The organism is Mycobacterium sp. IDUB_39, assembly GCF_055419205.1.
The window spans coordinates 64,840-88,242 of sequence record NZ_JBVAXF010000006.1; the positions used below are offsets into that span (position 1 = coordinate 64,840).

The window sequence follows — 23,403 nt, forward strand, 5'->3', positions numbered from 1 at the left end:
CGAGGCTGGGCTCGCGACGAGATCCGTAGCCGCTGTGACACAGTGACGTAACGGTGCCATCGGCGAGTTAACCTGCGTGACACCGCTAGTCGCCACCGAGGAAACAGGATGGCCACAGTCTTCTCCGTGTGGAGACCCCTGCGCCCACAACCGTTCGATCACCGGCGATCGCCACCGCAACCTCGGGCAACACGCTGACGTGTCTGATCCGGTTTGCGCTGGCGAACATCCGCCGACGCCCCGAGCGGTTTGTGCTGTCCGTCGTCGGTATCGCACTGGCCATAGCCTGTGTGACGATCGTCCGTACCATCTCGGCGAGTTTCGCGATCACCGGTGCTGACGCCGTGACCGACGTTCTCGGCGACGCCCAACTGTGGGTTGTTCCTGCCGAGGGCGTGTACTACAACTCGGCTGCCCAGGCGTTGGTCGCCAGCGGTGCCGCACCAACGTTCACAGCACCGGCTGGCTGGACCGCCACCTGGACGCCCTCCGGTGTCACGGACATCGGTGGTGAGACGGTTTCGCTCCGCGGCAACGACGAGATCCCGAGCAAACAAGTCACATTGGGATCGCAACTGGCCGACCGACTCGGCAAGGACCCCGGCGATCAGATCGTCCTGGCAGGTGACACCCTGACGGTTGCCGTCGCCCCCGGTGGGGGACAGAGCGCCTACGTCTCGACCGCCCGCGCACAGGCCGTCGTCGGCGATCACGCGTGGTGGACGGTGCACGCTCCCAAGGGCCAGGAGAAGCGGCGCGACCTCGCCCAGGTGTTCGGCGCCGCCGTCGACCTGCCGTCCACCGCCGACCCGGCGGTCGCACCCGATCCGCATGGCGCAGGCCTGATCTATGACACCGTCGGCGGCTCCGGTCCACTGAACTTCCAGCAGATGTACTCGGCACTGTTCTCGGGAAAGATCACCAGTTCCACGTTGGGCCTGATCTCGACGATCGGCCTGATCCTCGGCTTCGTCATCGCGCTGTCGTCGTTCCTCGCCGCCGTCGCTGAGCGCAAGCGCGAGTTCGGCATCATGTCGAGCATCGGTCTGGCCGACGAGGTGCTGTACTTCTTCCTCGTCGAGTCGGCGATCGTGTTCATCGTCGCGTACGTCGTCGGGGTTGCCGGTGCGGGAGCCGCTGTCGCCCTGGTTATTCCGGACATCGCGACACCGACCGCCTGGGCCCAGGCAGCGGCGATGGTGGCGGCCTTCCTGCCCGCAATGGCCATCGTCGGCGCGCTGGTGCCCGTGCACCGGCTGTTGCAACAGCGGCCCGTTGACCTGTTGGGGGATAGATGACCGGGGCGAGCGAAGCGACGGGGGAAATATGACCGGGGCGAGCGAAGCGACGGGGGAAATATGCTGAGCAGGGGACTCGCGTACGGCTGGCTGTCGGCTCGCCGACGGCTCGGTGAGATGATCCTGCCCGCGATCACCACGGCGACCGGAGCGTTCCTCGTCGTCATCGTGTTCGGGATGGCCGACGGTATCCGTGCGCAGTCGGCAGCGCTCGGCCACGCAGATCAGATCGCGAGTGCGGTGGTCCTGATCGCGGTGACCGTTCTGCTGGTGGGCGTGGTCGAGGTGGCCGTGGCCACCACGCGCACCGTCGCACACCGGACCCGTGAGCTGGGAGTGCTTGGGGCCAACGGCATTCCGCGCGGGCCTGTCGTGGCGGCGCTTCTGGTCGAGCCCGCGATCGCCGCGGTGCTCGGTGCCGTCGGGGGAGCGGCAGTCGCCGTCATCACCGCGTTCGCGCTCAACGCGCTGGGTCTGGTTCCCACCGGTGTCGCGGTCGGCGGGCTACTGCTCGGCGTGGTGATCTCCGTCGCCGTCAGCATCCTGGCCGCACTGGCCACCAGCATCGTGCCCACCTGGAACGCAGCGTCGCGGCCACCGATCCGCTCACTCTCATCTGGAGGCTGATATGACCATCATCGACGCGAGCGTGGCTGAGGCCGCGACGCCCACGACGACGGCACCCGTCATCGAGATCTCCGACGTGTGGAAGTTGCACAAGTTCGGCGATGAGGTGGTCAAGGCGCTGGTAGCGGCCGAACTACAGGTCGTGCCGGGCGAGTTCGTCTGCCTGATGGGTCCCAGTGGTAGCGGGAAGTCGACGCTGCTGAACATCATCGGGGGCCTTGATCGTCCCACCAAGGGGGTCGTGAAGGTGGCGGGCAGGGACACCGCGCAGCTCACCGAGAGCCAGTTCGCCGCGCTCCGGCACGACACCATCGGGTTCATCTTCCAGAGCTACAACCTGATCCCCTTCCTCTCCGCCGTCGAGAACGTGGAGCTTCCGTTGATGTTCGAGCCCTATGACCGCAAGGCACTGCGCAAGCGCGCCACCGAATTGCTCGAACTCGTCGGACTCGGCCACCGGGTGAACCACCAGCCCACCAAGATGTCCGGCGGTGAGCAGCAGCGCACCGCCATCGCGCGGTCCCTCATCAGCAACCCCACCCTGGTACTTGCCGATGAGCCGACCGCGAACCTGGATCACCGCACCGGGGAGACGGTGGTGCGGATGCTGCGCGACCTGTGCTTGACGCTCGGCGTCACGGTCGTGGCCAGCACTCATGACGCAGGAGTGGCCGACGAAGCGAGCCGTGTCGTCCGGATGAGAGACGGACAAATCGTCAACTGATCCGCGTGAATCCGATTGGGAGAGAAGTCATGACACAAGAACTCGAAGCAGCCCCACCATCCGACCGCGACAAGCTCATGACCACCGAGCTGGTCCCCGAACAGATTCTGCCGAAGGTGATGAGCACGTTCGGGCTCACTGCGGCATACGTGTTCATCATCTGCTGGGTCACCGGATCGTCGATCATGGCAGCGGGTGGCTGGACGGCCATCCCGATGTGGGTGCTTGGCATCCTCACCTTCCTCATCCCCGCCGGCATGGCCGTTGTGGAACTCGGAAACCTCTGGCCCGGACAAGGTGGTGTGTACATCTGGGCCACCAGAACCATGGGCGAAACCTGGGGATTCATCGGCGGTTACCTGTCATGGGTGCCGGTGATCCTGAACGCCGCGTCGTCACCCGCGGTCGTCCTGCAGTTCCTTCTGCTGGCATTCCACACTGAACTCGGGTTGACGACCAGCATCATCCTGCAGCTGGTGATCCTATGGACGGTCATCGGGCTGGCGCTGGCGAAGCTCGCCGCCAACCAGAGGATCATGAACGTCGTCTTCGTCGTGTACTGCATCCTGACGCTGACGATCTTCATCTGCGGTCTCCTGTTCGCCGTCGAGAACGGTTCCGCCACCCCGTTCAGCTGGCACGACGCGACGATCCCCAACTTCGCCGTCGCGGGGTTCCTGTACGGCACCGTGCTGCTGTATCTGCTCGGTGTCGAGACGCCGTACAACATGGGAGCGGAGTTCCTGTCGGTGCGCCGCAGCGGTCCGAGGATGATCCTCTGGGGCTCGACTGCCCTGGTTGCCATCTACCTGATGACGACGCTGGGCACGATCATGGTCCTCCCGAGCGACGAAATCGACCCGGTGACAGGTGTCATCGCCAACCTCGGGGTGTCGGGCTTTCCCGGTTTGATGGAAATCGGCGCGGTCGTGCTGGCCGGCATCATCATCGTGGCACTGATGACCTACCAGGTGGCCTACTCGCGACTGATCTTCGTCTCGGGCCTCGAGCGACACCTCCCGCGCATCTTCACCCACCTCAACCCCCGCACCCGCAACCCGGTGTCCGCCATCCTGATTCAGGGCGTCATCTCATCGCTGATTCTGGTCGGCTTGTACTCGCAGAGCAGCATGGCCAACGTGACCATCTATCTGCAAGGCGGTCTGAGCACGGTGTGGCTGCTGTCGGGCTTCTTCTTCCTCATCCCGGTGATCGTCGCGCGTAAGAAGTACGCCGATCGCTATGCCACGGAGAAGTTCTGGCGCATTCCCGGCGGCATGGTCGGCGTGTGGATCACGGTCATCGTTGGCACGCTGGGCACGATCGGCGGCGTCTACTACTCGTTCGTGACGCCGTGGATTGACGTGCCCGCCGCCACCTGGATGACATGGGTGGGCGGCATCAGCCTGGGCATGTTCGCCCTGGGACTGGTCGTGTTCGTGTTCGGCAGGCGGTCCGCACACAAGGTAAGTCAGGAGGACGCGCTGGCACATCTGGCGGTCTTCGATCTCACGAAGGACGCGAAGTCCGACACGGAAGCGTTGTAGCAGCATGACGATGGAAGACACGGTTCTGTCCAGCATGGGTGAAGCGGTGACGCGGTATCCGCTGGACCCTTTGAACGGCGCCGAGATTCAGGCCGCGGCCTCGACCATCATGGCATCCGAATACTCCACGCCGACACTGAAGTTCGTCATGATTCAACTTGCCGAGCCGGAGAAGAATGCGGACCTGACCTTCGTCGGTCTCGAGGTCCCACGGTGTGCGTTCGCGTCCATGTACGACGCCGCGGCGAAGATGATCTACGAGGCGGTCGTCGACCTCGGAGCGCGAGTGATCGAGTCGTGGAAGTCGATCCCCGGCCGGTTCCCGTCGTATCTGGTGGAGCATATGACGGGGGTGGAGGAGAGGGTCCGCGACGACCCCCGCTGGCAGGAGGCGATGCGCAAGCGCGGCGTGACTGACTTCAGCCTGGCGATGATCGACCCGTGGCCAGCGGGCTACTACGGTGCGCAGGATCACTACGACAACGCGCCACTGGTGTGCCGTCCGCTGACGTTCATGCGGGCGGCGCCATCGGAACACGGCTACGCGCGCCCGGTCGAGGGTCTGATCGTCACCTTCAACCTCGACACGATGGAGGTCATCGAGATCGAGGACCACGGTGTGGTGCCGCTCCCGCCCACGGCAGGCAACTACGACCCGAGATTCATGTTCGAGGAGAACAACCGGCCCGCGTTCACCGAGTTCCGCTCCGACGTGAAGCCCATCGAGATAACCCAGCCCGACGGCCCGAGCTTCACCGTCGATGGTTGGCATGTGCAATGGCAGAAGTGGTCGCTGCGGATCGGCTTCAACCCGCGTGAGGGCGTCACGCTGCACGAGGTCTCCTACACCGACCGCGGAGAGACGCGGCCGATCATGTACCGGGGTTCGCTGTCGGAGATGGTCGTGCCGTATGGCGACACGTCGCCGACGCACTGGAACAAGAACGTCTTCGACATGGGTGAGGTCGGCATGGGGTTCTCGGCCAACCCGCTGACGCTTGGCTGTGACTGTCTGGGTGAGATTCACTACTTCGACGGCACGGTGAACGACTCCGACGGCAACGCGGTGACGATCCCCAACGCCATCTGCATGCACGAGGAGGACTTCGGAATCTCCTGGAAGCACACCGACTTCCGCACCGGTGAGGTTGAGGTGCGGCGTTCGCGGCGGCTGGTGATCTCGATGATCTGCACCGTCGGCAACTATGAGTACGGCTTCTTCTGGTATCTCTACAACGACGCCTCCATCGAGGTCGAGGTCAAGCTGTCCGGTGTGCTCACCACGGGTGCCATAGAGGACGGTGAGGTGCCGCGCTGGGGCAAGATGGTGGCTCCGGGGATTTACGGGCCCAATCACCAGCACTTCTTCAACTTCCGGCTGGACATGAGCATCGATGGGCCGGGAAACAGTGTGTACGAGGTGGATTCGATTCCCGAGCCTGATGCCGCACTCAATCCGCATCACAACGCGTGGATCACCCGCGACACGCTGGTGGCGTCGGAGGCCGACGGTGCGCGGGACTGGGATTGGCAGACCGGCCGGTACTGGAAGATCGCCAACCCGTCGAAGTGCAACGAACTCGGCGCCCCGGTGGCCTACAAGTTGGTGCCGAAGGACATCGTGCCGGTGATGGTGCAGGAGGGATCGCACATCTACGACCGCGCCCGATTCGTGCAGCACAACCTCTGGGTCACCAGGTACGACCAGAGGGAGATGTTCGCCGCCGGCGATTACATGTACCAATCCGCCGACCCCCAGGGCCTGCCCGAGTACGTCGCCGATGACGCGCCACTGGAGGACACCGACGTGGTGCTCTGGTACACCCTCGGCGCACATCACGTGGTGCGGCCGGAGGACTGGCCCGTGATGCCCTGCGCCTACACGGGATTCCACCTCAAGCCGGTGGGCTTCTTCGACGGCAACCCGGCACTGGACCTCCCGCCCGCACCGCCCAAGGCGTGCCACGCCAAGCACTGAGGCAGGTGCGTCAGGGTTTGACGGCGTAGTGACTCGAGATCGCGACGCGGTTGAACCCGTTGATGGCGATCGCGACCCAACGCAACGCCGCGGCCTCAGCGACGGTCAGTGCGTCGCCGTCGTCGGCGCCCGCCGCGGCGGAGGAGATGTTGGTGATCTCCTCGGCGATCGCCAGCGCGGCCCGCTCGGCGGGGGAGAAGTAGGCAGTCTCACGCCATGCCGTCAGGACAGCGATCCTGTCGGTGGTCTCGCCCTTGGCCAGTGCGTCGCGAACGTGCATCCGTAGGCAGAAGCCGCAGCCGTTCAGCTGTGAGGCCCGGATCCGCACCAATTCGATGGACAGCGGATCGACGCCGGCCTCGAGCGCGGCCGTCTCGGCCTGCTCACTGAGCGTGATCAGGGTCTGATAGGCCGTGGGTACTGCGGTGTTCAACAAGGTCCGAACCGCCATGTCGCCTCCAATTCGTCGGGTACGTCAACTAAGACGCAGTAGACACGCGATTCGTGACAGCGCCCGGCGAACCGGCCGAAGCTGGCAAGTGCCCTGAGTCGTTCGTCGGGTGCAGGTTCGAATCGATGGGTCCGCCCAGTGTGACGCCACTGCGAAGAATCGGCGATTTTTTCGCAGTGGCGGCACGTTCGGCGTGGGCACTAGCCCAACTCGGCCAGAATGCGTCGCAGGTGCCTCTGATCCTGGGCCGAGAGTGGCGTGAGAACCCTCTCCTCGGCCTCGCGTACGCCGGCATCGGTGCGTGCCAGCAGTGCGACGCCCTCACGGGTGAGTTCGGCGGGCAGCGACCGGCCGGATGCCACCGTCGCTGGCCGCGTCACCAGTCCCCGTTCCTGCAGTCCGCGCACCGTCATGTTCATCGCCTGCGGCGACACGAACAGGTTGCGGGCGAGATCGGCGTTGGAGTGGCCGGGCGTCTGCACCAGCAGTCGCATGCAGAGGTACTGCGTGAAGGTCAGACCGAGGGGCTCCAAGGCGTTTTGGGTCACTTCGGCCCGCAGGTGCGCGATGACACGGTGCAGCAGAAACCCGAGTGGGCGGTTCTCATCGTCGACCATGTCAGTTATCTTGACATATATCAACTAGGTTGATACACCGAATGAATGACGAATCCCAGTGACGAGATGTTCGATTCCGCCTACCGTGGCGACGCCGAAGCGATGGGTATGGGCGCCCGGCCGCCATGGAGCATCGGCGAGCCGCAGCCCGAGATCGCCGCGCTGATCGCCGAGGGCAGGGTTCACGGTGAGGTTCTCGACGCCGGCTGCGGTGAGGCCGCGACGGCGCTGGCGCTGGCCGAACTCGGGTACACGGCCGTGGGTCTGGACCAGTCTGCGACGGCGATAACGCTGGCTCGCGAGGAGGCGTCGAAGCGCGGTCTGACGAACGTGAGCCTCGACGTCGCCGATATCAGCGCGTTCACCGGCTACGACGGGCGTTTCGGCACCATCATCGATTCGACGCTGTTCCACTCGATGCCCGTCGAGCTGCGGGAGGGCTACCAGCAGTCGATCGTGCGCGCCGCGGCGCCGGGTGCCTCGTACTTCGTGCTGGTCTTTGACCGCACCTCGATGCCCGTGAGCAACCCGGCCCATCCCGTCACCGAGCAGGAGCTGCGCGACGTGGTGTCGAAGTACTGGGTGATCGATGAGATCAGGCCCGCGCGAATCCATGCCAACGTCGGCGAGAACGCTGCCCACTTCAAGGAGTTTGCGGGTGCGGGCGCAGCGGATGAGGGCAACGGCCGCATGTCAGTGCCCGCCTGGCTGCTGTCGGCACACCTCGACTGATTGGCACCCCTGCGTCGTCGGGCACCCTCCATGAGGCAGGATTGAGTCACCGTCCCTGGTGATTGCCGGGACGGTTGAGACTTGCCCCAATCCGGAGGAGCCCGATGACACAGGCGGCCCCCATCAGGCCGATGTACTCCCGCGTATTGCTCAAGCTCGGCGGCGAGATGTTCGGCGGCGGGCAGGTGGGCCTTGACCCCGATGTCGTGGCACTCGTGGCGCGTCAGATCGCCGACGTGGTGCGCAGCGGCGCGCAGGTCGCCGTCGTCATAGGGGGCGGAAACTTCTTCCGCGGAGCCCAGCTGCAGCAGCGCGGTATGGAGCGCACCCGTTCGGACTACATGGGCATGCTCGGCACGGTGATGAACAGCCTCGCGCTGCAGGACTTCCTGCAGAAGGAGGGCATCGACACCCGCGTGCAGACCGCCATCACGATGGGGCAGGTCGCCGAACCGTACATCCCGCTGCGCGCGCGCAGGCACCTCGAGAAGGGTCGCGTGGTCATCTTCGGCGCAGGCATGGGGCTGCCCTACTTCTCCACCGACACCACGGCGGCACAGCGTGCGCTGGAGATCGGGGCGGACGTCGTCCTCATGGCCAAGGCCGTCGACGGCATCTACACCGACGATCCGCGGGAGAACCCGGACGCTGAGTTGATCACCGCGATCAGCCATCGCGAGGTGATCGACCGTGGGCTGAAGGTGGCCGATGCGACGGCATTCAGCCTCTGTATGGACAACGGCATGCCCATTCTGGTGTTCAACCTGCTCACGGACGGCAATATCGCGCGTGCGGTCGCAGGTGAGAAGATCGGAACACTGGTCACCACCTAGCGGGCGGCTGCGCTCGCGAGGAGCAGAAACAGGAGAAGCACCGTGATCGACGAAACCCTCTTCGACGCCGAGGAGAAGATGGAGAAGGCGGTGTCGGTGGCGCGGGACGACCTCTCGACCATCCGGACCGGCCGCGCCAATCCGGGTATGTTCTCGCGGATCAACATCGAGTACTACGGCGCGATGACGCCCATCACGCAGCTGTCGTCGATCAATGTGCCCGAGGCACGGATGGTGATCATCAAGCCGTATGAGGCCACCCAGCTGCGCGTCATCGAGGACGCCATCCGCAACTCCGACCTCGGCGTGAACCCGAGCAACGACGGCAACATCATCCGCATCTCCATCCCGCAGCTCACCGAGGAGCGGCGCCGTGACCTGGTCAAGCAGGCAAAGGGCAAGGGTGAGGACGCCAAGGTGTCGGTACGCAACATCCGGCGCAAGGCGATGGAGGAGCTGGCCCGTATCAAGAAGGACGGCGACGCAGGCGAGGACGATGTGAGCCGCGCCGAGAAGGAACTCGACAAGGCCACCCAGACCTACACCGGCCAGATCGACGAGTTGGTCAAGCACAAAGAAGGCGAGCTGCTGGAGGTCTAGGTCATCGCCGACCGACCTTTAGCGACGTATTCCGTGGCAGATACCGAGATCGCTCCAACCGGGGAGCCCAAGAAGACGTCGCGGGCCGGACGTAACCTGCCCGCCGCGATAGCGGTCGGCGCATTCCTGGGATTCGGCGTCATCGCGATCCTGGTCTTCGCCCCTCTCGGCTGGATTCCGGTAGTGGCGGTCGCGATGGCCGTCGCGACCCATGAGGTGGTCCGTCGCCTGCGCACCGCGGGATACTCGATACCCATCGTCCCGCTGCTGGTGGGCGGGCAGGCGATTGTCTGGCTGACCTGGCCGTTCGGCGTGACGGGGGCACTGGGCGCTTTTGGCGGCACCGTTGTGGTGTGCATGATCTGGCGACTGCTCTCCGGCGGCCTCAAGAACGCGCCGCAGAACTACCTCCGCGACGTCGCCACAACGGTCTTCCTGGCCGCCTGGATACCGCTGTTCGGTGCGTTCGGCGCACTCCTGGTGTACCCGGACGACGGCCGTTGGCGGGTGCTCTGCCTGATGCTGGGTGTCGTCTTCTCCGATATCGGCGGGTACACCGCAGGCGTGTTGTTCGGCAAGCATCCGATGGTGCCGGCGATCAGCCCGAAGAAGTCGTGGGAGGGGTTCGCGGGCTCGCTGATATTCGGTACCGCGGCGTCGGTGCTCGCCGTGGCGTTCCTGCTCGACAAGCCGGCCTGGGTCGGCATCCCGCTCGGCATCATGCTGGTCATCACGGGGACCCTGGGCGATCTGATCGAGTCCCAGGTCAAGCGCGATTTGGGCATCAAGGACATGGGAACCCTGCTGCCGGGCCACGGTGGTCTGATGGACCGTCTCGACTCCGTTCTGCCCTCGGCCGTCGCGACCTGGATTGTCCTCACGCTGCTTGTCTGACACCCGTTTCACGCGAGATTGCCCGCCGATCTATCTGACGCCGGGTCGCTCCGCTCCTGCCCGCCGATGAGCAGGCGGTTCGCTACGTGAGCCGACAGCGTTGATACTGGACATGACATGAAACAAGAACTGGTCTTCGATGCGCCCCGTCGCGCGATGCCGCCCCCGCACTTCGCCGACCTCGACGAGGCGGCGCGGGCCGAAGCGGTGACGGGCCTCGGGCTGCCCGCGTTCCGCGCGAAACAGCTCGCCAACCAGTACTACGGACGTCTCATCGCCGATCCTCGCGAGATGACCGATCTGCCGGCCTCGGTGCGAGACAAGGTCGCCGAAGCGCTGTTCCCGGATCTGCTCAAGGTCGTGCGGACCGTCCAGTGTGACGCGGGGGAGACGCGAAAGACGTTGTGGCGCGGACACGATGGCACCACATTCGAGTCGGTGCTGATGCGCTACCCGCAGCGCAACACGGTGTGCATCTCGTCGCAGGCTGGTTGTGGCATGGCCTGCCCGTTCTGCGCGACCGGCCAGGGCGGTCTCACCCGCAACCTCTCCACCGCCGAGATCCTCGAGCAGGTCCGCGCCGCGTCGTCCACGATGCGCGCGGAGCATGACGGTCGGCTCTCCAACATCGTCTTCATGGGGATGGGCGAACCACTGGCCAACTACAACAGGGTGCTCGCAGCGGTGCGCCGGATCATCGCACCGCCACCGAACGGGTTCGGCATCTCGGCCCGCTCGGTCACGGTGTCGACAGTCGGACTGGCGCCCGCGATCCGCAAGTTGGCCGACGAACGGCTCGGCGTCACGCTGGCACTGTCGCTGCACGCCCCCGACGACGAGCTGCGTGACACCCTGGTGCCGGTCAACAATCGCTGGAACGTCGGCGAAGCCCTGGACGCCGCGCGGTATTACGCCGACGTCACCGGTCGCCGGGTCTCCATCGAGTACGCACTGATTCGCGACGTCAACGACCAGCCGTGGCGCGGCGATCTGCTCGGTAAGAAGCTGCGCGCGACACTCGGGCCGCTGGCGCACGTGAACGTGATTCCACTCAACCCCACCCCTGGCAGCGAATGGGACGCCAGCCCCAAGCCCGCCGAACGCGAGTTCGTCAAGCGGGTCAGCGACCGCGGCGTCTCATGCACGGTCCGTGACACCCGTGGCCGCGAAATTGCCGCAGCCTGTGGACAATTGGCGGCCGAGGGCTAACTTCCTAGGGGCCGAACGTGAAGAAGATGGCGAGAGATGTGCGAATCGTCGCCATCTAGTTCACGTCCGGGCCGTTGACGAACCAGACGTTGTCCTCACGCAGATGCCGGCTGCGCCAACCGTCCGCCGTGCGGACCACCTCGTGGTGGTAGTAACCACCGCAGCAGCTCAGGTCCGTCTTGCCGGGCAGTTGCATGGGGTTGTAGAACATCGCTCGCACCGTCGCGGTGTCACCCACCCCGTCGAAATCCACCTCGATGTTGGTGATGTAGTGCATGGACATCGGAATCGCGGTGAACGCCTGCCCGAGGAATTCGGCCATGTCATCGCGTGTGCCCGCGGGGATTCCGTTCGAGGAGTAGTCGATGACGGCGTCCTCGGTGAACACCGAGCGGTACAAGTCCCAGTCCTTGGTGTCGACTGCGCGCGCGTACCGCGCGAGCAGTGCCGCGATCTCGAGTTGGTCGGCGACGCGCGCCGAGTCGGTTACTCGGGCATGATTCACGGCGCCGCCGTGTCCGGCATGCCGATGGTCTTCGCCTCGAGGTACTCGCGGTAGCCCTCGTCGCCATTGCGCCGGCCCAGGCCGCTCTGCTTGGTGCCCCCGAACGGGCTGGTGATGCCGAAGTGGGACTTGCCGTTGATGGTGACGTTGCCAGTGCGCATGCGGGTGGCGATCGCGAACGCGCGGTCGACGTCTGTGCCCGACACCTCGCCGGACAGGCCGTAGATCGAGTTGTTGGCGATCGCCACGGCCTCGTCGTCGGTGTCGTACGGGGTGACGGTGAGTACGGGGCCGAAGATCTCCTCTTGAGCGATCTGGGAGTTGGGATCGACATCGGCCAGCAGCGTGGGCTGCGTGTAATAGCCGACGGGCAGGTTCTCGGGCACGCCACCGCCGGTGATTAGGCGGGCACCCGAGTCGGTACCGCTCTTGATCAGGCCGAGCACCTTATCGCGCTGGGTCTGGCTGATCTGCGGGCCCTGCATGTTGCCCGGGGTCCATGGGTCGCCGACGGGGAAGCCCTCCATCATGGTCTTGAGGATCTCGATACCCTCGTCATAGCGGCTGCGCGGCAACAGGATCCGGCTGGGCAGGATGCAGGACTGGCCTGACATCACACAGGCCATCATGGCCGCCATCGGCAGGGCGGAGTTGAAGTCGGCGTCGTCGAGCACAATGTGGGCGGACTTGCCGCCCAGCTCCAGCAGCGTCTTCTTCACCGTCGCCGCGCCTGCGGCCAGGATCGCCCGCCCGGTGGCGGTGGAGCCTGTAAAGGTGATCATGTCGACACGCGGGTCGGCCGACAGCGCCGCGCCGACGTCGTTGGAGTTGGACACCACGACGTTGAACACGCCGGCGGGGATGTCGGTCTCCTCGGCAACGATGCGGCCGTACTCGCTGCCCGACCACGGGGTGAGCTGGGCGGGCTTGAGTACCACGGTGTTTCCGGCCATCAGCGCCGGCACCGTCTCGGCGACGTTGAGGTAGAACGGCACGTTCCACGGTGTGATCGCGCCGACCACACCGATCGGCTCGTAGTGGATCTTGCGTCGCGCGGGCCCCAACTGCGTCGGGTGCACACCCGTGTCCTCGAGGTAGTTGAAGTTCCTGCCGTGCTCGGCCCAGTGCTTGACCTCCTCGATCGGACTCTCGATCTGGGAGCCCGACACCGTCACGGGGCAGCCCACCTCGGTGATCAGGATCCGTCGCAGGCGCTCCTTGTTGCGCTCGAAGGCGTCGTGCAGCTGGGTCAGGCAGTGGTAACGGAAGTCGAGGTCGCGCGACCAGTCGGTCTCGTCGAAGGCCCGCCGTGCGGCACCCACAGCGCGGTCCATGTCCGCGACGGTTCCGTCAGTGGCCTGCCCGGCCACTTGTTCGCTGGCCGGATGTATGACGTCGAACTTCGCTCCGCTGCCGGTGTGCTGGAGTTCGCCGTCGATCAGCATCCGCTCGTCGCCGGCCAGTACCCCGGAATCGCTCTCGAGTGTCGTCATATCGATAGCTTTACAAACTATCCGTCAAGTGTCATGCGTTTGGGCGTTTGGCCTAGTCGTTCGCGGGCGACTTGATACCCACGGCGTGTCGCAGCTGGGCGAGGAACTGGTCTTTGTCGTCACTGCGAACGATGTAGTGCGACACCGCGACCCGGACGGCGGTCGCGGCCTTCACGGACTTATTGGGTCCCTGCAGCATGCGTTCCAGGTGGTTCCGCACCCGCGGGATCACCGTTGTCAATTGTGCGATGACCACCTCGGGTTCGATATCGACAAGGCGCACACCCGAGTAGGAGTACTGGTAGTCGACGATGAACTTCAACGCGCCGTCGAGTTTCTCGTTGCCGCGTAGTCCGGCGGTTGCCTTGGTGATCCCCGAGTCGAACATGTCACGCTCGTAGGTCCCGAAGGCGTCGAGGAGATCGGACTTCGACGCGAACCAGCGGTAGAGCGTCGGGCGGGACACGCCAGCCTGAATCGCGACCTCCGACAGGCTCAGCTTGGTCTGACCGCTGCGTGCAAGCGCTTCGGCGGTGGCGGCCAGAATTCGTTGCCGAGTCGAGGTGTCGTCGCCGAAGTCCGGAGCGTCCCGGTCGGCTGATGCCGGTTCATTCATCTGAGCACCTCCTCGGCGCGCCTCGAGCAATACGAACGTGAGGTCGATCGTAAGGTACCCGGAGGACGCGAGGGCGGCCAACGGCGCGATCGCCGACGCACCCGAGGAGGTCGGCGATGGCCGGACCGCTGGCAGGCATCAAGGTCGTCGAACTCGGCGTGTGGGTCGCCGGACCCGCGGCGGGTGGCATTCTCGCCGACTGGGGTGCCGACGTGATCAAGATCGAACCGCCCCAGGGGGACCCGGCGCGCATGTTCGGCAGGATGCTGCAGATCGATACCGGCGAGAACCCGCCGTTCGAGATGGACAACCGGTCCAAACGCAGCATCGTCCTCGACCTCACGACCGACGACGGTATGGCGGTGGCGCTCGAATTACTCGCCGACGCCGACGTATTCGTGACGAACATCCGTCCTGGTGCTTTGGCGCGCCTCGGTTTGGATTTCGCCACGCTCGCCGCTCGCAATCCGCGGCTGGTGTACGGCCTGATCACCGGATACGGCACCGACGGCCCGGATGCCGACCGGGCCGCCTATGACATTGCAGCGTTCTGGGCCCGCTCGGGCCTGGCCGATCTGCTGACTCGCCCCGGTGACGTGCCGCCGTTCCAGCGGGGCGGGATGGGCGACCACACCGCGGGTATGACGCTGGCCGGGGCGATCTGTGCCGCCCTCGTCGCGCGGCACAGTAGCGGGCAGGGGCAGTTGGTGACCACGTCGCTGTACCGCCAGGGTGCTTACACCATCAGCTTCGACCTGAACACGCTTCTGCTGACGGGCCAGCAGATCGCAGTCGGGCAGCGCGAGACCATGGGCAACCCATGCGTGAACAACTACGCGGCGGCCGACGGGAGGCGGTTCTGGATCGTTGGACTGCAAGGGGATCGACACTGGCCCGCGCTGTGTCGCGCAGTGGGGCGCACTGACTGGCTTACGGATGACCGTTACGCGACCGCCTACGGACGATCTTGCAACGCAATCGATCTCATCGCCGAACTGGACGCCGTGTTTGTCACGCGCTCGCTGGACGAGTGGGCGGAGGTGTTCGACGCCGAACCCGACTTCTTCTGGTCGCCGATCAACTCCATCATCGACGTCCTGGCCGACGATCAGTTCCACGCCGCCGGCGGGTTGGTGCAGGTGCCCGATGGTGACGGCACCATGCCGATGGTCGCCACACCCGCCGACTTCGGTGGCACACCATGGAAGCCTCGGTCGGCGGCGCCGAAACTGGGTGAGCACACCGACGAGATCCTCGATGAGATCGCCGACCGCCGGTCGCGGCGCTGACGGTTCGGATTGCCGGGGCCGGCACGACCCGTCAGCTCGTCGGCTTGATTCCGGCGGCGTGCCGAAGTTGGGCCAGGAAGTCCTCATCGTCATCGCTGCGCACTAGGTAGTGCGACATGGCGACGCGTACCACCGTCGCCGCCGCGTCGGCTCCACTCGGTCCCGGTATGAGGCGTTCCAACCGTGATCGCAGCAGCGGGATAGCCGCAGCCAGACGCCTGATGACGTACTCCGGTTCGATCTCGACCACCCGGAGCCCCGGATAGGATCGCTGGTAGGCCACGATGGTGCGCAGCGCGGCGTCGAGACGATCCTCGATCGGCAGCCCCGCGGTGGCCTTGGCGATGGCGCGTTCGTAGGACTCGCGCTCCCACACCACGAATGCGTCCAGCAGACCGCGCTTGGAATCGAACCAGCGGTACAGCGTGGGACGCGACAGGCCTGCCTCGATCGCCACCTCGGACAGGCTCAGCTTGGTGGCGCCGCTGCGGCCGAGCACCTCGGCGGTGGCAGCCAGGATTCGCTCTCTCGTCGAGTTATCGTCCTGGTCCTCGAGCGGTTGCGATTCGGTACGCGGCGTGTGCGACACGAGCAATAGCTTTACAAATATTATGCCAAGTGTCACGCTAGCTGAGTCGTTCCGATTCGCTGGTGCAGCCCGCCGGCCATTGCAGAGGATGCGTCAATTGACCGTCGCCAGCTCGCCGAAGCAGCGTGAGTACAGCCCATTCGACATCACCTCGCACCACTTCTGGGCGCAGCCGTTCGACGAGCGGGATCGGACCTTCGCGCAGTTGCGGAGTGCCGACGGGCTGTCCTGGCACAAGCCGCTGCCCTCGTTGTTTGACCTCGTCGAGCCCGGGTTCTGGGCGCTGACCCGCCGTGCCGACGTCACCTACGTCAGTCAGCACCCCGAGTTGTTCACCTCGGCCCAGGGCGTGGCGCTGGATCCGATGCCCGCCGAAGTGCAGCGGATGGCGTCGTTCTTCCTGGCCATGGACCCCCCGCAGCACACCGTCTACCGGAAGTTGGTCAGCTCGGCGTTCACGCCGAAGAACGTCCGCCGGATCGATGAACAGATCCACGACACGGCGGTCGCCGTCGTCGACGATCTCGTCGGCGCGGGCGAGATCGACTTTGTCTCAGCATGTTCGGCTCGTCTGCCGATGCTGACCATCATGAAGATGCTCGGAGTTCCCGAGTCTGACCAGCCCGCCGTGGCCGCGGCCGCTGAGAAGCTGTTCAGCATGAGCGATGACGAGTACAGCTCGCTCGAGGAGCGCGCCGCCGACACCATCGGCGAGATCATGCTGTTGGCCAGCACGGGTGCCGAGTTGGCCAAGTTTCGGCGCGCCAACCCCGGCGACGATCTGATGACCGCGATGGTCAACGCGGAGGTCGATGGCCAGAGGCTCACCGACGAGGAGATGGGCGCGTTCCTGATCCTGCTCGCCTCTGCGGGCAACGACACCACCAAGCAGGCCACCTCGCATGCCATGCTGGCGCTATCCGCCAACCCCGAACAGCGGGATTGGCTCATGGCGGACTTCGACGGGCGCATCGGGCTTGCCGTGGAGGAGTTCGTCCGATGGTCCTCGCCGGTGCTGCAGTTTGCCCGGTTCGCCACCCAGGACACCGAGATTGCCGGGCAGCCGATCGCCGCGGGAGAGAAGGTCGGGCTGTTCTACTGTTCGGCCAATCGTGATGAGGCGGTTTTCGACGCGCCGGGGACGTTCGACCTTAGCCGCTCGCCCAATCCGCACGTCGGGTACGGCGGCGGTGGTCCCCACTTCTGCCTCGGCAACCAGCTGGCACGTACTGAGCTGCGAAACCTGTTCCGCGAGTTGCTCACCCGGCTCGAGCATGTCGAGTTCGGTGAGCCCGAACTGCTGCACAGCAACTTCGTGCACGGCATCAAGCGGCTGCCGGCCGTGGTCAAGTAGGGCCGGAGTCGATATGCGGGTAGACGTCGATCTCGGAAAGTGCACCGGACACGGCATCTGCGAGTCAATCGCCGAGGACGTGTTCGAGGTGACCGATGACGGCAGCGTCGTGATCCACGACGGTGACCGTCCAGACGACGACCTCGACCGTATGAAGCAGGCCGTCACTCAGTGCCCTGCCGCCGCGCTCCGCCTGTCGAACTGAGCGACGCCGTTCACACGCACTGATTGTGTCGTGGATCACATATCCCGCCGACGATGAACCGGCTCGGCCGCATGGGCGTACACCCTCGCAGGACACCTCGCGATGGTAGGAGCGCACATTGAAGAAGCGACCGGGACTGATCCCGCCGTCTTGGGCCACCGCCTCGATCGATCGTCGTGGGGTCCTGCTTGGCATCGCCGCGATCGGCGGTTTCCTCGCCGTTGACCTCGGTGCGACGCTGTACGCGCGCGGGCCGATCGGATCACGCGGGCGGTTGTCCCCCCAGGCATTCATCGACGCATTTCTGCACGTTTACGGGTCGCATCCGGGCTTTCGGCGCAATCACGCCAAAGGGGTGGCGGTGTCCGGGTACTTCGATGCCAACGGCAACGGGACGGAGTTGAGTCGGGCGGCCGTCTTTCGCAGTGGCCGCACACCAGTGGTCGGGCGCTTCTCACTGCCTGGCGGGAATCCGGCGGTGCCCGACAGTGCGAATGCCAGCCGGGGGTTGGGCCTGGCCTTCGGGTATCCAGGCGCCGAGCAATGGCGGACCGCAATGTTGAACAGCTCTGTCTTCCCGGACAGTTCACCGCAGGGGTTCTATGACCGATTGTTGGCGTCGAAGCCTGTAGCGGATACCGGCAAACCCGACCCTGACGTGATGTCGCAGTTTCTGGCGGCACACCCCGAAACCGCTCGGGCGATGGCGACTATCAGCCGGCAGCCGCCGACATCAGGGTTTGGGGACAGCGCGTATCACGGGCTGAATGCGTTCCTATTCATCAGCGCCGCCAATAGGGCCACGCCCGTGCGTTGGTCTCTCGCGCCGATGGATTCGACCGGCACTCCGGCCAAACCTGTGCATGGACCGAATTGGTTGTTCGACAACCTGATCCGAGACATCCGGTCTGGTCCGTTGCGCTGGCGCCTGCTGCTGACTGTGGGGGAGCCCGAAGATGATCTGAGGGACGCGACGGTCGCGTGGCCGCCCGAGCGTCGCACCGTTGATGCCGGCACCGTGGTGATCGATTCGATCGACACCGAGCGCCGTGGGAACGCCAGGGATATCAACTTCGACCCGATGGTGCTGCCAGACGGTATCGAGCCGTCCGAGGATCCGCTGCTGTCTGCGCGGTCGTCGGTCTATGCGGCGTCGTTCCGGCGCAGAGCGGGCGAAACGGGCGGGCCCTCGGCTGTCCAGGTCAACGCGGTGTCGCAATGACCCGTCCACCGAACAGCGGCCGCTACAGTTTGTCCATCCGTGTGATGCACTGGCTGACCGCAGTCCTGGTTTTCGCCGCGCTCATCGTCGGCTTCGCGCTGGCCAATGCGCTGGCGGATTACTCGGCGCTGCTGATGCTGCACAAGATCATCGGAGCGCTGGTATTCATCGTGATCATCGCCCGAGTCGTCAACCGGCTGCGCCACCACGCGCCCGCGCTTCCCGCAACGGTGGGGCGGTGGGAACGCCGGGCGGTCGTTGGATCGGAAGTCGCGATGTATGCCGCGCTGCTGGCTCAACCGTTGATGGGTTGGGCCATGCTGGCGGCCGCCGGTGTACCCGTTGTTATCGGTCCTCTCCGGTTGCCGGCCATCGTTCCCGTCGACGCGGGCCTGTATGCGCTTCTGCGGAACGGACATTCGCTGCTTGCCTACGCGTTGGTCGTCCTCGTTGCGGCGCATGTCTCGGCGGTCCTGCTGCACACCCTGACACTGCGGGACGGGATGCTGAGGCGGATGGCGTTTGGCAAGCGCAATCCCGAGGTCTGGCAAGAGCAATGAACGGCTCGGCGCTGCGCGGCGAAGATGGTCGCGGCAGGGGAAGTCCGCGGCAGTGAGAGTGTCGATCGGTCGTTTGCGTCGGGGCCGCGCCGTAGGCCCGGACCGCGGCTCTGACGGTCAGCGGCTGACCATGCTGTATTCAGCGCACGCTGATGCGGTGCGCCGATTCGTCGCCGGCTATGTCACCGACTCACAACATCGCGAGGACATCGTGCAGGAGACCTTCGTCAGGGCGTGGAAGAACATCGACCGGATCGATATCGAGCGCGGCAACCCGCGATCATTTCTGTTCTCGATCGCTCACAACGCTCTGGTCGACCAGTGGCGGGCCAGATCACGGCGCCCTGAGGTGCTGACCGACGACGATGCCACCGTCGCGACCGAGGACGGTGTCGACGCGTCGTTGGAACGGATCCTGCTCTCGGAGTCGATGCGCCGCCTCAGCGCCGAACACCGCGAGGTGATCAAGGCGCTGTACTTCGATGACATGACGATTGCCGCGGCCGCCGATCGACTGGGCGTCGCCGTGGGAACCATCAAATCGCGTAGCTACCACGCTGTCCGGGCGCTCCGGGCAGTGTTCGACGAGATGGGGCTGCTATGAACGACGAGAATATGAACGACGAGAAACCGCACGACCTGCTCGGGGCCTACGTCCTGGGAGGGCTTGACGCCAATGAGAGGCGGCAGTTCGAGGACCATCTGCGCGGGTGCTTACGCTGCCGACGTGATGTCGCTGACTGTGCTCCATTGCCTGCGTTATTGGCGAAGGTTGATCCCGCCGACCTGGCCGCCGATGCACCCGATGGCGATGCACCCGATGGCGACGCACCCGATGGCGTCAGCGGAAACTCCCGCCGGTGGTGGGCGGCGGGGGCTGCGCTGGCAGGTGCCGCTGCGGTTGCCGTCGGTATCGCCGTGGTGACGATCCCCGGTGGCTCACCGACGCCAACCACTGGCACCTACGCCGTCGAGGAGATCGCCGGACAGGTGAGCGGGCTGGTGACGTTGACGCCCAAGCCCTGGGGGACGGCCGTCTCACTGGACGTCACGAAACTGCCCCGTGAAGGTGTTTTCACGCTACGCACCATGGACGAACACGGCCGAATGGAGCAGGCCGCGAACTGGGCGGCAATGCCCAGCGGGCGCGGGGTGGTGCAGGGATCCACGTCGATTCCGATGTCGCAACTACGCAATCTCAACGTTGTCGACGCCAACAACACCGTGTTGGCCACGATGGACCGCTGACCGCCGCATCACGGCCGAGATCTGCGCTGGGACCTGAACCAAACACCTTGTTCCATCGTATATCTCACTAGACGCAGCGAGAGGAATGTCGATGAGGAAGCTCGTAGCCCGCGCAGCTGTCGCAGGCGCACTTGCGGCCGTTATGTTCGGTTCAGTGGATACTGCCAACGCGGTGCCATCCGGACCCCAAACGGTCGATCAGGTCGTCGGACAACTTCGCTCCCAGGGGTATCACGTCATTCTGAGCAGAGTCGGCACCGCGCCACTCGATCGTTGCTCTGTCAGTGCTGTCCGTCCCGGTCATACCTTCGCCCGTACAGACTCCGGCGTCCCGGGGGCCGGCAACGACCTCGTCACCACCGTCACGGACATGACGGCGTACGTCGATGTGACCTGCTAATGCAGCGCGATCGGTGTGGCGAGGGGCCGGGCCGGGCGACGGTCGATCCGTGCTGACGACGATGCCGCGCCACTGCGCGTCATCGTCACGTGTGGCCGATCAGTCGTCGTCGTGGTCCCAGTGCTTGTTCCAGTGACCGCGGCCCCGTGGGCCATCACGCCAGTCCACCCAACCGGGCACCTCGACACACGCGCTGGCGTAGCCGTATGGGCCGGTCAGACACGCCTCGGGACCTGCCGCGGCTGGAGCTGCGCCGACGAAGCCCAATCCCAGCGGCACCGCCGCCGCGACGGCCGCCACGACAGCCTTGTTGGCTAGTTTTGAACGGATCACACCCAACCTCCGGTTCGTTGTCTGCTGCGCGAAAACCCCGACCCGAGACCACTGTAATACGTTGCCTAGCTATACGAACAATCTGGTGCGCAAGCGCGCGCCGCGCGAATTGCTCAGCGGCACTGAGTGTTTCATCTCACATGCTAGATCACTTCCGTTGCTCTGCGCCGAAGTCCGCGGCGTCGCCCTGACGGCCGTTGCACGGGGTTTGCACAGGTCCCGAGTGGTCTGTCGGGAATGTCGGCCGCGGGCGCCACAACGCCGATCTTGATTGCTGTCCCTGCCCCGTCGGGTGGTAAGGGCCTAACGCGACGGCATCGGACGCACCAGGACCGACTGCTGGATGCCGCCTATCGCACCGTGCGTGTCGAACAGCGTGCCGAACGTGGTCCCGATGCCATCGGGTCCGTAGCTCGTCTCGGCCCGGATGCCGATCCACTCACCCTCGGGCACGCGGTGCACGTGCACCACCAGGTCGGTGTTCATGAACGTCCAACGCCGGATGTCGAGCTTGGTGCCGATGCCGTTCGCATCGTCGGCGACGGTGAACAGTCGCTGCAGCGGCGTCATCGTCTCGCCCTTCACGAGGTCCACGGTCGGCCGCAGCCAGGATTCCCCGGGCCCGTCGGCCATCGGCGTGGTGAGCCAGCGCCAGTCGATGCTGTGCACGTAGTTGCGATCCCAGTTCTTGGCCATATCGCGGCTCTTCGCCTGCGCCAGCGGCGCGAGTGCGGGCGCGGCCGCATGTACGACCGCTGTGGTGTCGAGTGTTGACAGCCGCCAGCCGCTGGCTTTCGCGACGGTCCGCGGTGCACCGTCGCGGTCAGGGGCCAGTAATTCCGCACTGACCAGTTCGATCTGCCTGCCCGGCCGGTCGACCTGGGCGCGCAGCCACAGGTCGCCCTCCGCGGGCACGCCGCCGATCAGGTCCACCATCACGCGGCTGAGCCTGGTGTCATCGCGCGGCGCGCAGCGTTCCAGCGCACGGACCAGCAGCGCCGACACGGGCGCACCGTGCTGGATCGAGGCATTCCACGTACCGCGCACCAGATCGGTCGCGCGGAAACGCTCGCCGGCGTCATCGGTGTCGACCAGTTCGTAATAGGAGTCAGACATCTTCAACTTCCGTCAGTGGTCGAATCGACCCGGGGCGGCCACGTCGACCATCAGCGCGTCGACCCGTGACGCCTTGGTGCCGATCAGACGTTCGGGATACGCGTCGGTGCTGGACAGCAGGAACAACGTGCGTCCGTCGGGACCGCCCAGGGCGCAGGCGATCGCGGTACGGCCCGCCATGTCGATGCGATCGGTCACCTCGCCGCCGTCGGTGATTCGCACGAACTGGTGGGCCAGCGTCATTGCCGTCCACACCCCGCCCTCGCGGTCGATCGCCAGGCCGTCGGGCGGCCCGTCGAGGCCGTCGGCGAACACCCGTCGATCGACCAGCGCACCGTCGGCGGTGACGGTGAACGCGGTGAGTCGGCGTCCCGTCGACTCGGCAACGACAAGCATGTCGCCGTCCGGGGTGATGACCATGCCGTTGGGGAAGTCGAGGTCACCTGCCACGATGGAGGCGGTGTCATCAGGGTCGATGCGGACGATGACACCCCCCTCACGGGCCTGCGATCCCACGAAGGCGGCGCCATGGGTGTCGATCACCATATCGCCGAGATTGGCGGGTGCCAGGTCGCCCAGGTCGGCCAGCACGGTCACGTGGTCACCGTCGTAGCGGAGCACCTGGCGATCCTCGGTGGAGACGATCAGCAGCGTTCCGTCGGGCCGGAAACCCAGCCCGGACGGCGCTCTACCGGGTAGGTGCAGGGTGCTGGTCGCACCGTTGAGGTCCACGGTGTGCACGGCCTCGCCGAGCATGTCTGAGAACCAGAGCAGGCCCTCGAACCACCGCGGTCCCTCACCAAAACAGAATCCATTGGCCAATGGCGTCGGGTTCATCCGACGTCGAACCGGCTGATCGACCGCGATGCTTTACAAAACACGCCCCAAGTGTCACGCTCGCTGGGTGCCACTGTCAACTATCGGCAGTGTGCGCATGACGCTAAACGGAGGTTGTTGAACCGG

Annotated in this window: 26 protein-coding genes; 17 read left to right on the forward strand and 9 right to left on the reverse strand. The window is 65.4% G+C overall.

Going from position 1 to position 23,403, the window contains the following annotated elements:
• The first annotated feature begins 128 nt into the window (after positions 1-128).
• The 5 genes from ACZY0X_RS22165 to ACZY0X_RS22185 are packed head-to-tail and all read left to right on the forward strand — an operon-like array spanning position 129 to position 6,174.
• Entirely contained in the window at positions 129-1,298 is a 1,170-nt protein-coding gene (locus tag ACZY0X_RS22165) for an FtsX-like permease family protein (protein ID WP_463773471.1), read from the forward strand.
• Positions 1,299-1,358: 60 nt separating this feature from the next.
• Entirely contained in the window at positions 1,359-1,925 is a 567-nt protein-coding gene (locus tag ACZY0X_RS22170) for an ABC transporter permease (protein WP_463773473.1), read from the forward strand.
• 1 nt (position 1,926) lies between these two features.
• Complete coding sequence (locus ACZY0X_RS22175) at positions 1,927-2,649, forward strand: ABC transporter ATP-binding protein (RefSeq protein WP_463773475.1); 723 nt, start codon at positions 1,927-1,929, stop codon at positions 2,647-2,649.
• Positions 2,650-2,678: 29 nt separating this feature from the next.
• Positions 2,679-4,196 (forward strand): APC family permease, encoded by a 1,518-nt coding sequence (locus ACZY0X_RS22180; protein WP_463773476.1) that lies wholly within the window; start codon positions 2,679-2,681, stop codon positions 4,194-4,196.
• 4 nt (positions 4,197-4,200) lie between these two features.
• On the forward strand, positions 4,201-6,174 hold the full coding sequence (locus ACZY0X_RS22185; RefSeq protein ID WP_463773478.1) for a primary-amine oxidase: 1,974 nt from the start codon (positions 4,201-4,203) through the stop codon (positions 6,172-6,174).
• Positions 6,175-6,184: 10 nt separating this feature from the next.
• On the opposite strand, the gene ACZY0X_RS22190 is transcribed toward ACZY0X_RS22185, so the two are convergent.
• Both ACZY0X_RS22190 and ACZY0X_RS22195 read right to left on the reverse strand, forming a co-directional pair.
• Complete coding sequence (locus ACZY0X_RS22190) at positions 6,185-6,625, reverse strand: carboxymuconolactone decarboxylase family protein (protein ID WP_463773480.1); 441 nt, start codon at positions 6,623-6,625, stop codon at positions 6,185-6,187.
• Between the two features lie 200 nt (positions 6,626-6,825).
• A complete protein-coding gene (locus tag ACZY0X_RS22195; protein ID WP_463773481.1) occupies positions 6,826-7,242 on the reverse strand; it encodes a MarR family winged helix-turn-helix transcriptional regulator in 417 nt (138 codons plus the stop codon).
• A gap of 45 nt (positions 7,243-7,287) precedes the next feature.
• On the opposite strand from ACZY0X_RS22195, the gene ACZY0X_RS22200 reads away from it, so the two are divergent.
• The 5 genes from ACZY0X_RS22200 (at position 7,288) to rlmN (ending at position 11,510) form a co-directional block, all read left to right on the forward strand.
• On the forward strand, positions 7,288-7,974 hold the full coding sequence (locus ACZY0X_RS22200; RefSeq protein ID WP_463773482.1) for a class I SAM-dependent methyltransferase: 687 nt from the start codon (positions 7,288-7,290) through the stop codon (positions 7,972-7,974).
• Between the two features lie 104 nt (positions 7,975-8,078).
• Positions 8,079-8,807, forward strand: a complete 729-nt coding sequence (gene pyrH / locus ACZY0X_RS22205) for a UMP kinase (protein ID WP_463773484.1) — start codon at positions 8,079-8,081, stop codon at positions 8,805-8,807.
• A gap of 42 nt (positions 8,808-8,849) precedes the next feature.
• Positions 8,850-9,407 carry a ribosome recycling factor gene (frr, locus tag ACZY0X_RS22210; RefSeq protein WP_241399726.1) on the forward strand — a complete coding sequence of 186 codons (558 nt, stop codon included), beginning with the start codon at positions 8,850-8,852 and terminating at the stop codon, positions 9,405-9,407.
• 33 nt (positions 9,408-9,440) lie between these two features.
• Positions 9,441-10,301 carry a phosphatidate cytidylyltransferase gene (locus tag ACZY0X_RS22215; protein WP_463773486.1) on the forward strand — a complete coding sequence of 287 codons (861 nt, stop codon included), beginning with the start codon at positions 9,441-9,443 and terminating at the stop codon, positions 10,299-10,301.
• A 117-nt stretch (positions 10,302-10,418) separates the two neighbouring features.
• Complete coding sequence (gene rlmN / locus ACZY0X_RS22220; RefSeq protein WP_463773488.1) at positions 10,419-11,510, forward strand: dual-specificity RNA methyltransferase RlmN; 1,092 nt, start codon at positions 10,419-10,421, stop codon at positions 11,508-11,510.
• Between the two features lie 55 nt (positions 11,511-11,565).
• Here rlmN and ACZY0X_RS22225 read toward each other — a convergent pair whose 3' ends face one another.
• Genes ACZY0X_RS22225 through ACZY0X_RS22235 form a run of 3 tightly spaced genes read right to left on the reverse strand, consistent with a single transcriptional unit; the run spans position 11,566 to position 14,124 of the window.
• On the reverse strand, positions 11,566-12,015 hold the full coding sequence (locus ACZY0X_RS22225; protein WP_463773490.1) for a nuclear transport factor 2 family protein: 450 nt from the start codon (positions 12,013-12,015) through the stop codon (positions 11,566-11,568).
• Positions 12,012-13,508, reverse strand: coding sequence for an aldehyde dehydrogenase family protein (locus ACZY0X_RS22230; protein WP_463773492.1), 1,497 nt, complete (start codon positions 13,506-13,508; stop codon positions 12,012-12,014). Before ACZY0X_RS22230 ends, ACZY0X_RS22225 begins: the two co-directional genes overlap by 4 nt.
• Before the next feature lie 52 nt (positions 13,509-13,560).
• Positions 13,561-14,124 (reverse strand): TetR/AcrR family transcriptional regulator, encoded by a 564-nt coding sequence (locus ACZY0X_RS22235; protein ID WP_463773493.1) that lies wholly within the window; start codon positions 14,122-14,124, stop codon positions 13,561-13,563.
• A 116-nt stretch (positions 14,125-14,240) separates the two neighbouring features.
• Here ACZY0X_RS22235 and ACZY0X_RS22240 point away from each other — a divergent pair, with 116 nt between their 5' ends.
• A complete protein-coding gene (locus ACZY0X_RS22240; RefSeq protein ID WP_463773495.1) occupies positions 14,241-15,413 on the forward strand; it encodes a CaiB/BaiF CoA transferase family protein in 1,173 nt (390 codons plus the stop codon).
• Between the two features lie 31 nt (positions 15,414-15,444).
• Here ACZY0X_RS22240 and ACZY0X_RS22245 read toward each other — a convergent pair whose 3' ends face one another.
• Positions 15,445-16,002, reverse strand: coding sequence for a TetR/AcrR family transcriptional regulator (locus tag ACZY0X_RS22245; protein WP_463773496.1), 558 nt, complete (start codon positions 16,000-16,002; stop codon positions 15,445-15,447).
• 88 nt (positions 16,003-16,090) lie between these two features.
• Between ACZY0X_RS22245 and ACZY0X_RS22250 the strand changes: the two genes are divergently transcribed.
• The 6 genes from ACZY0X_RS22250 to ACZY0X_RS22275 all read left to right on the forward strand — a co-directional run bounded on the left by ACZY0X_RS22250 (position 16,091) and on the right by ACZY0X_RS22275 (position 20,591).
• On the forward strand, positions 16,091-17,356 hold the full coding sequence (locus ACZY0X_RS22250; RefSeq protein ID WP_463773498.1) for a cytochrome P450: 1,266 nt from the start codon (positions 16,091-16,093) through the stop codon (positions 17,354-17,356).
• 13 nt (positions 17,357-17,369) lie between these two features.
• On the forward strand, positions 17,370-17,561 hold the full coding sequence (locus ACZY0X_RS22255) for a ferredoxin (RefSeq protein WP_463773500.1): 192 nt from the start codon (positions 17,370-17,372) through the stop codon (positions 17,559-17,561).
• A 118-nt stretch (positions 17,562-17,679) separates the two neighbouring features.
• On the forward strand, positions 17,680-18,783 hold the full coding sequence (locus tag ACZY0X_RS22260) for a catalase family peroxidase (protein ID WP_463773501.1): 1,104 nt from the start codon (positions 17,680-17,682) through the stop codon (positions 18,781-18,783).
• Positions 18,780-19,343, forward strand: coding sequence for a cytochrome b (locus ACZY0X_RS22265; RefSeq protein ID WP_463773503.1), 564 nt, complete (start codon positions 18,780-18,782; stop codon positions 19,341-19,343). Before ACZY0X_RS22260 ends, ACZY0X_RS22265 begins: the two co-directional genes overlap by 4 nt.
• Before the next feature lie 130 nt (positions 19,344-19,473).
• The gene (locus ACZY0X_RS22270; protein ID WP_463773504.1) at positions 19,474-19,947 is read left to right on the forward strand and encodes a sigma-70 family RNA polymerase sigma factor; all 474 of its coding nucleotides are present in this window, start codon (positions 19,474-19,476) and stop codon (positions 19,945-19,947) included.
• Positions 19,944-20,591 (forward strand): anti-sigma factor family protein, encoded by a 648-nt coding sequence (locus ACZY0X_RS22275; protein ID WP_463773505.1) that lies wholly within the window; start codon positions 19,944-19,946, stop codon positions 20,589-20,591. Before ACZY0X_RS22270 ends, ACZY0X_RS22275 begins: the two co-directional genes overlap by 4 nt.
• A gap of 499 nt (positions 20,592-21,090) precedes the next feature.
• On the opposite strand, the gene ACZY0X_RS22280 is transcribed toward ACZY0X_RS22275, so the two are convergent.
• From ACZY0X_RS22280 to ACZY0X_RS22290, 3 genes are all read right to left on the reverse strand, one after another.
• Positions 21,091-21,324 carry a hypothetical protein gene (locus tag ACZY0X_RS22280; protein ID WP_463773507.1) on the reverse strand — a complete coding sequence of 78 codons (234 nt, stop codon included), beginning with the start codon at positions 21,322-21,324 and terminating at the stop codon, positions 21,091-21,093.
• A gap of 303 nt (positions 21,325-21,627) precedes the next feature.
• Positions 21,628-22,440, reverse strand: a complete 813-nt coding sequence (locus ACZY0X_RS22285; protein ID WP_463773509.1) for a thioesterase family protein — start codon at positions 22,438-22,440, stop codon at positions 21,628-21,630.
• 12 nt (positions 22,441-22,452) lie between these two features.
• Entirely contained in the window at positions 22,453-23,277 is an 825-nt protein-coding gene (locus ACZY0X_RS22290; RefSeq protein WP_463773511.1) for an SMP-30/gluconolactonase/LRE family protein, read from the reverse strand.
• Positions 23,278-23,403 lie beyond the last annotated feature (126 nt).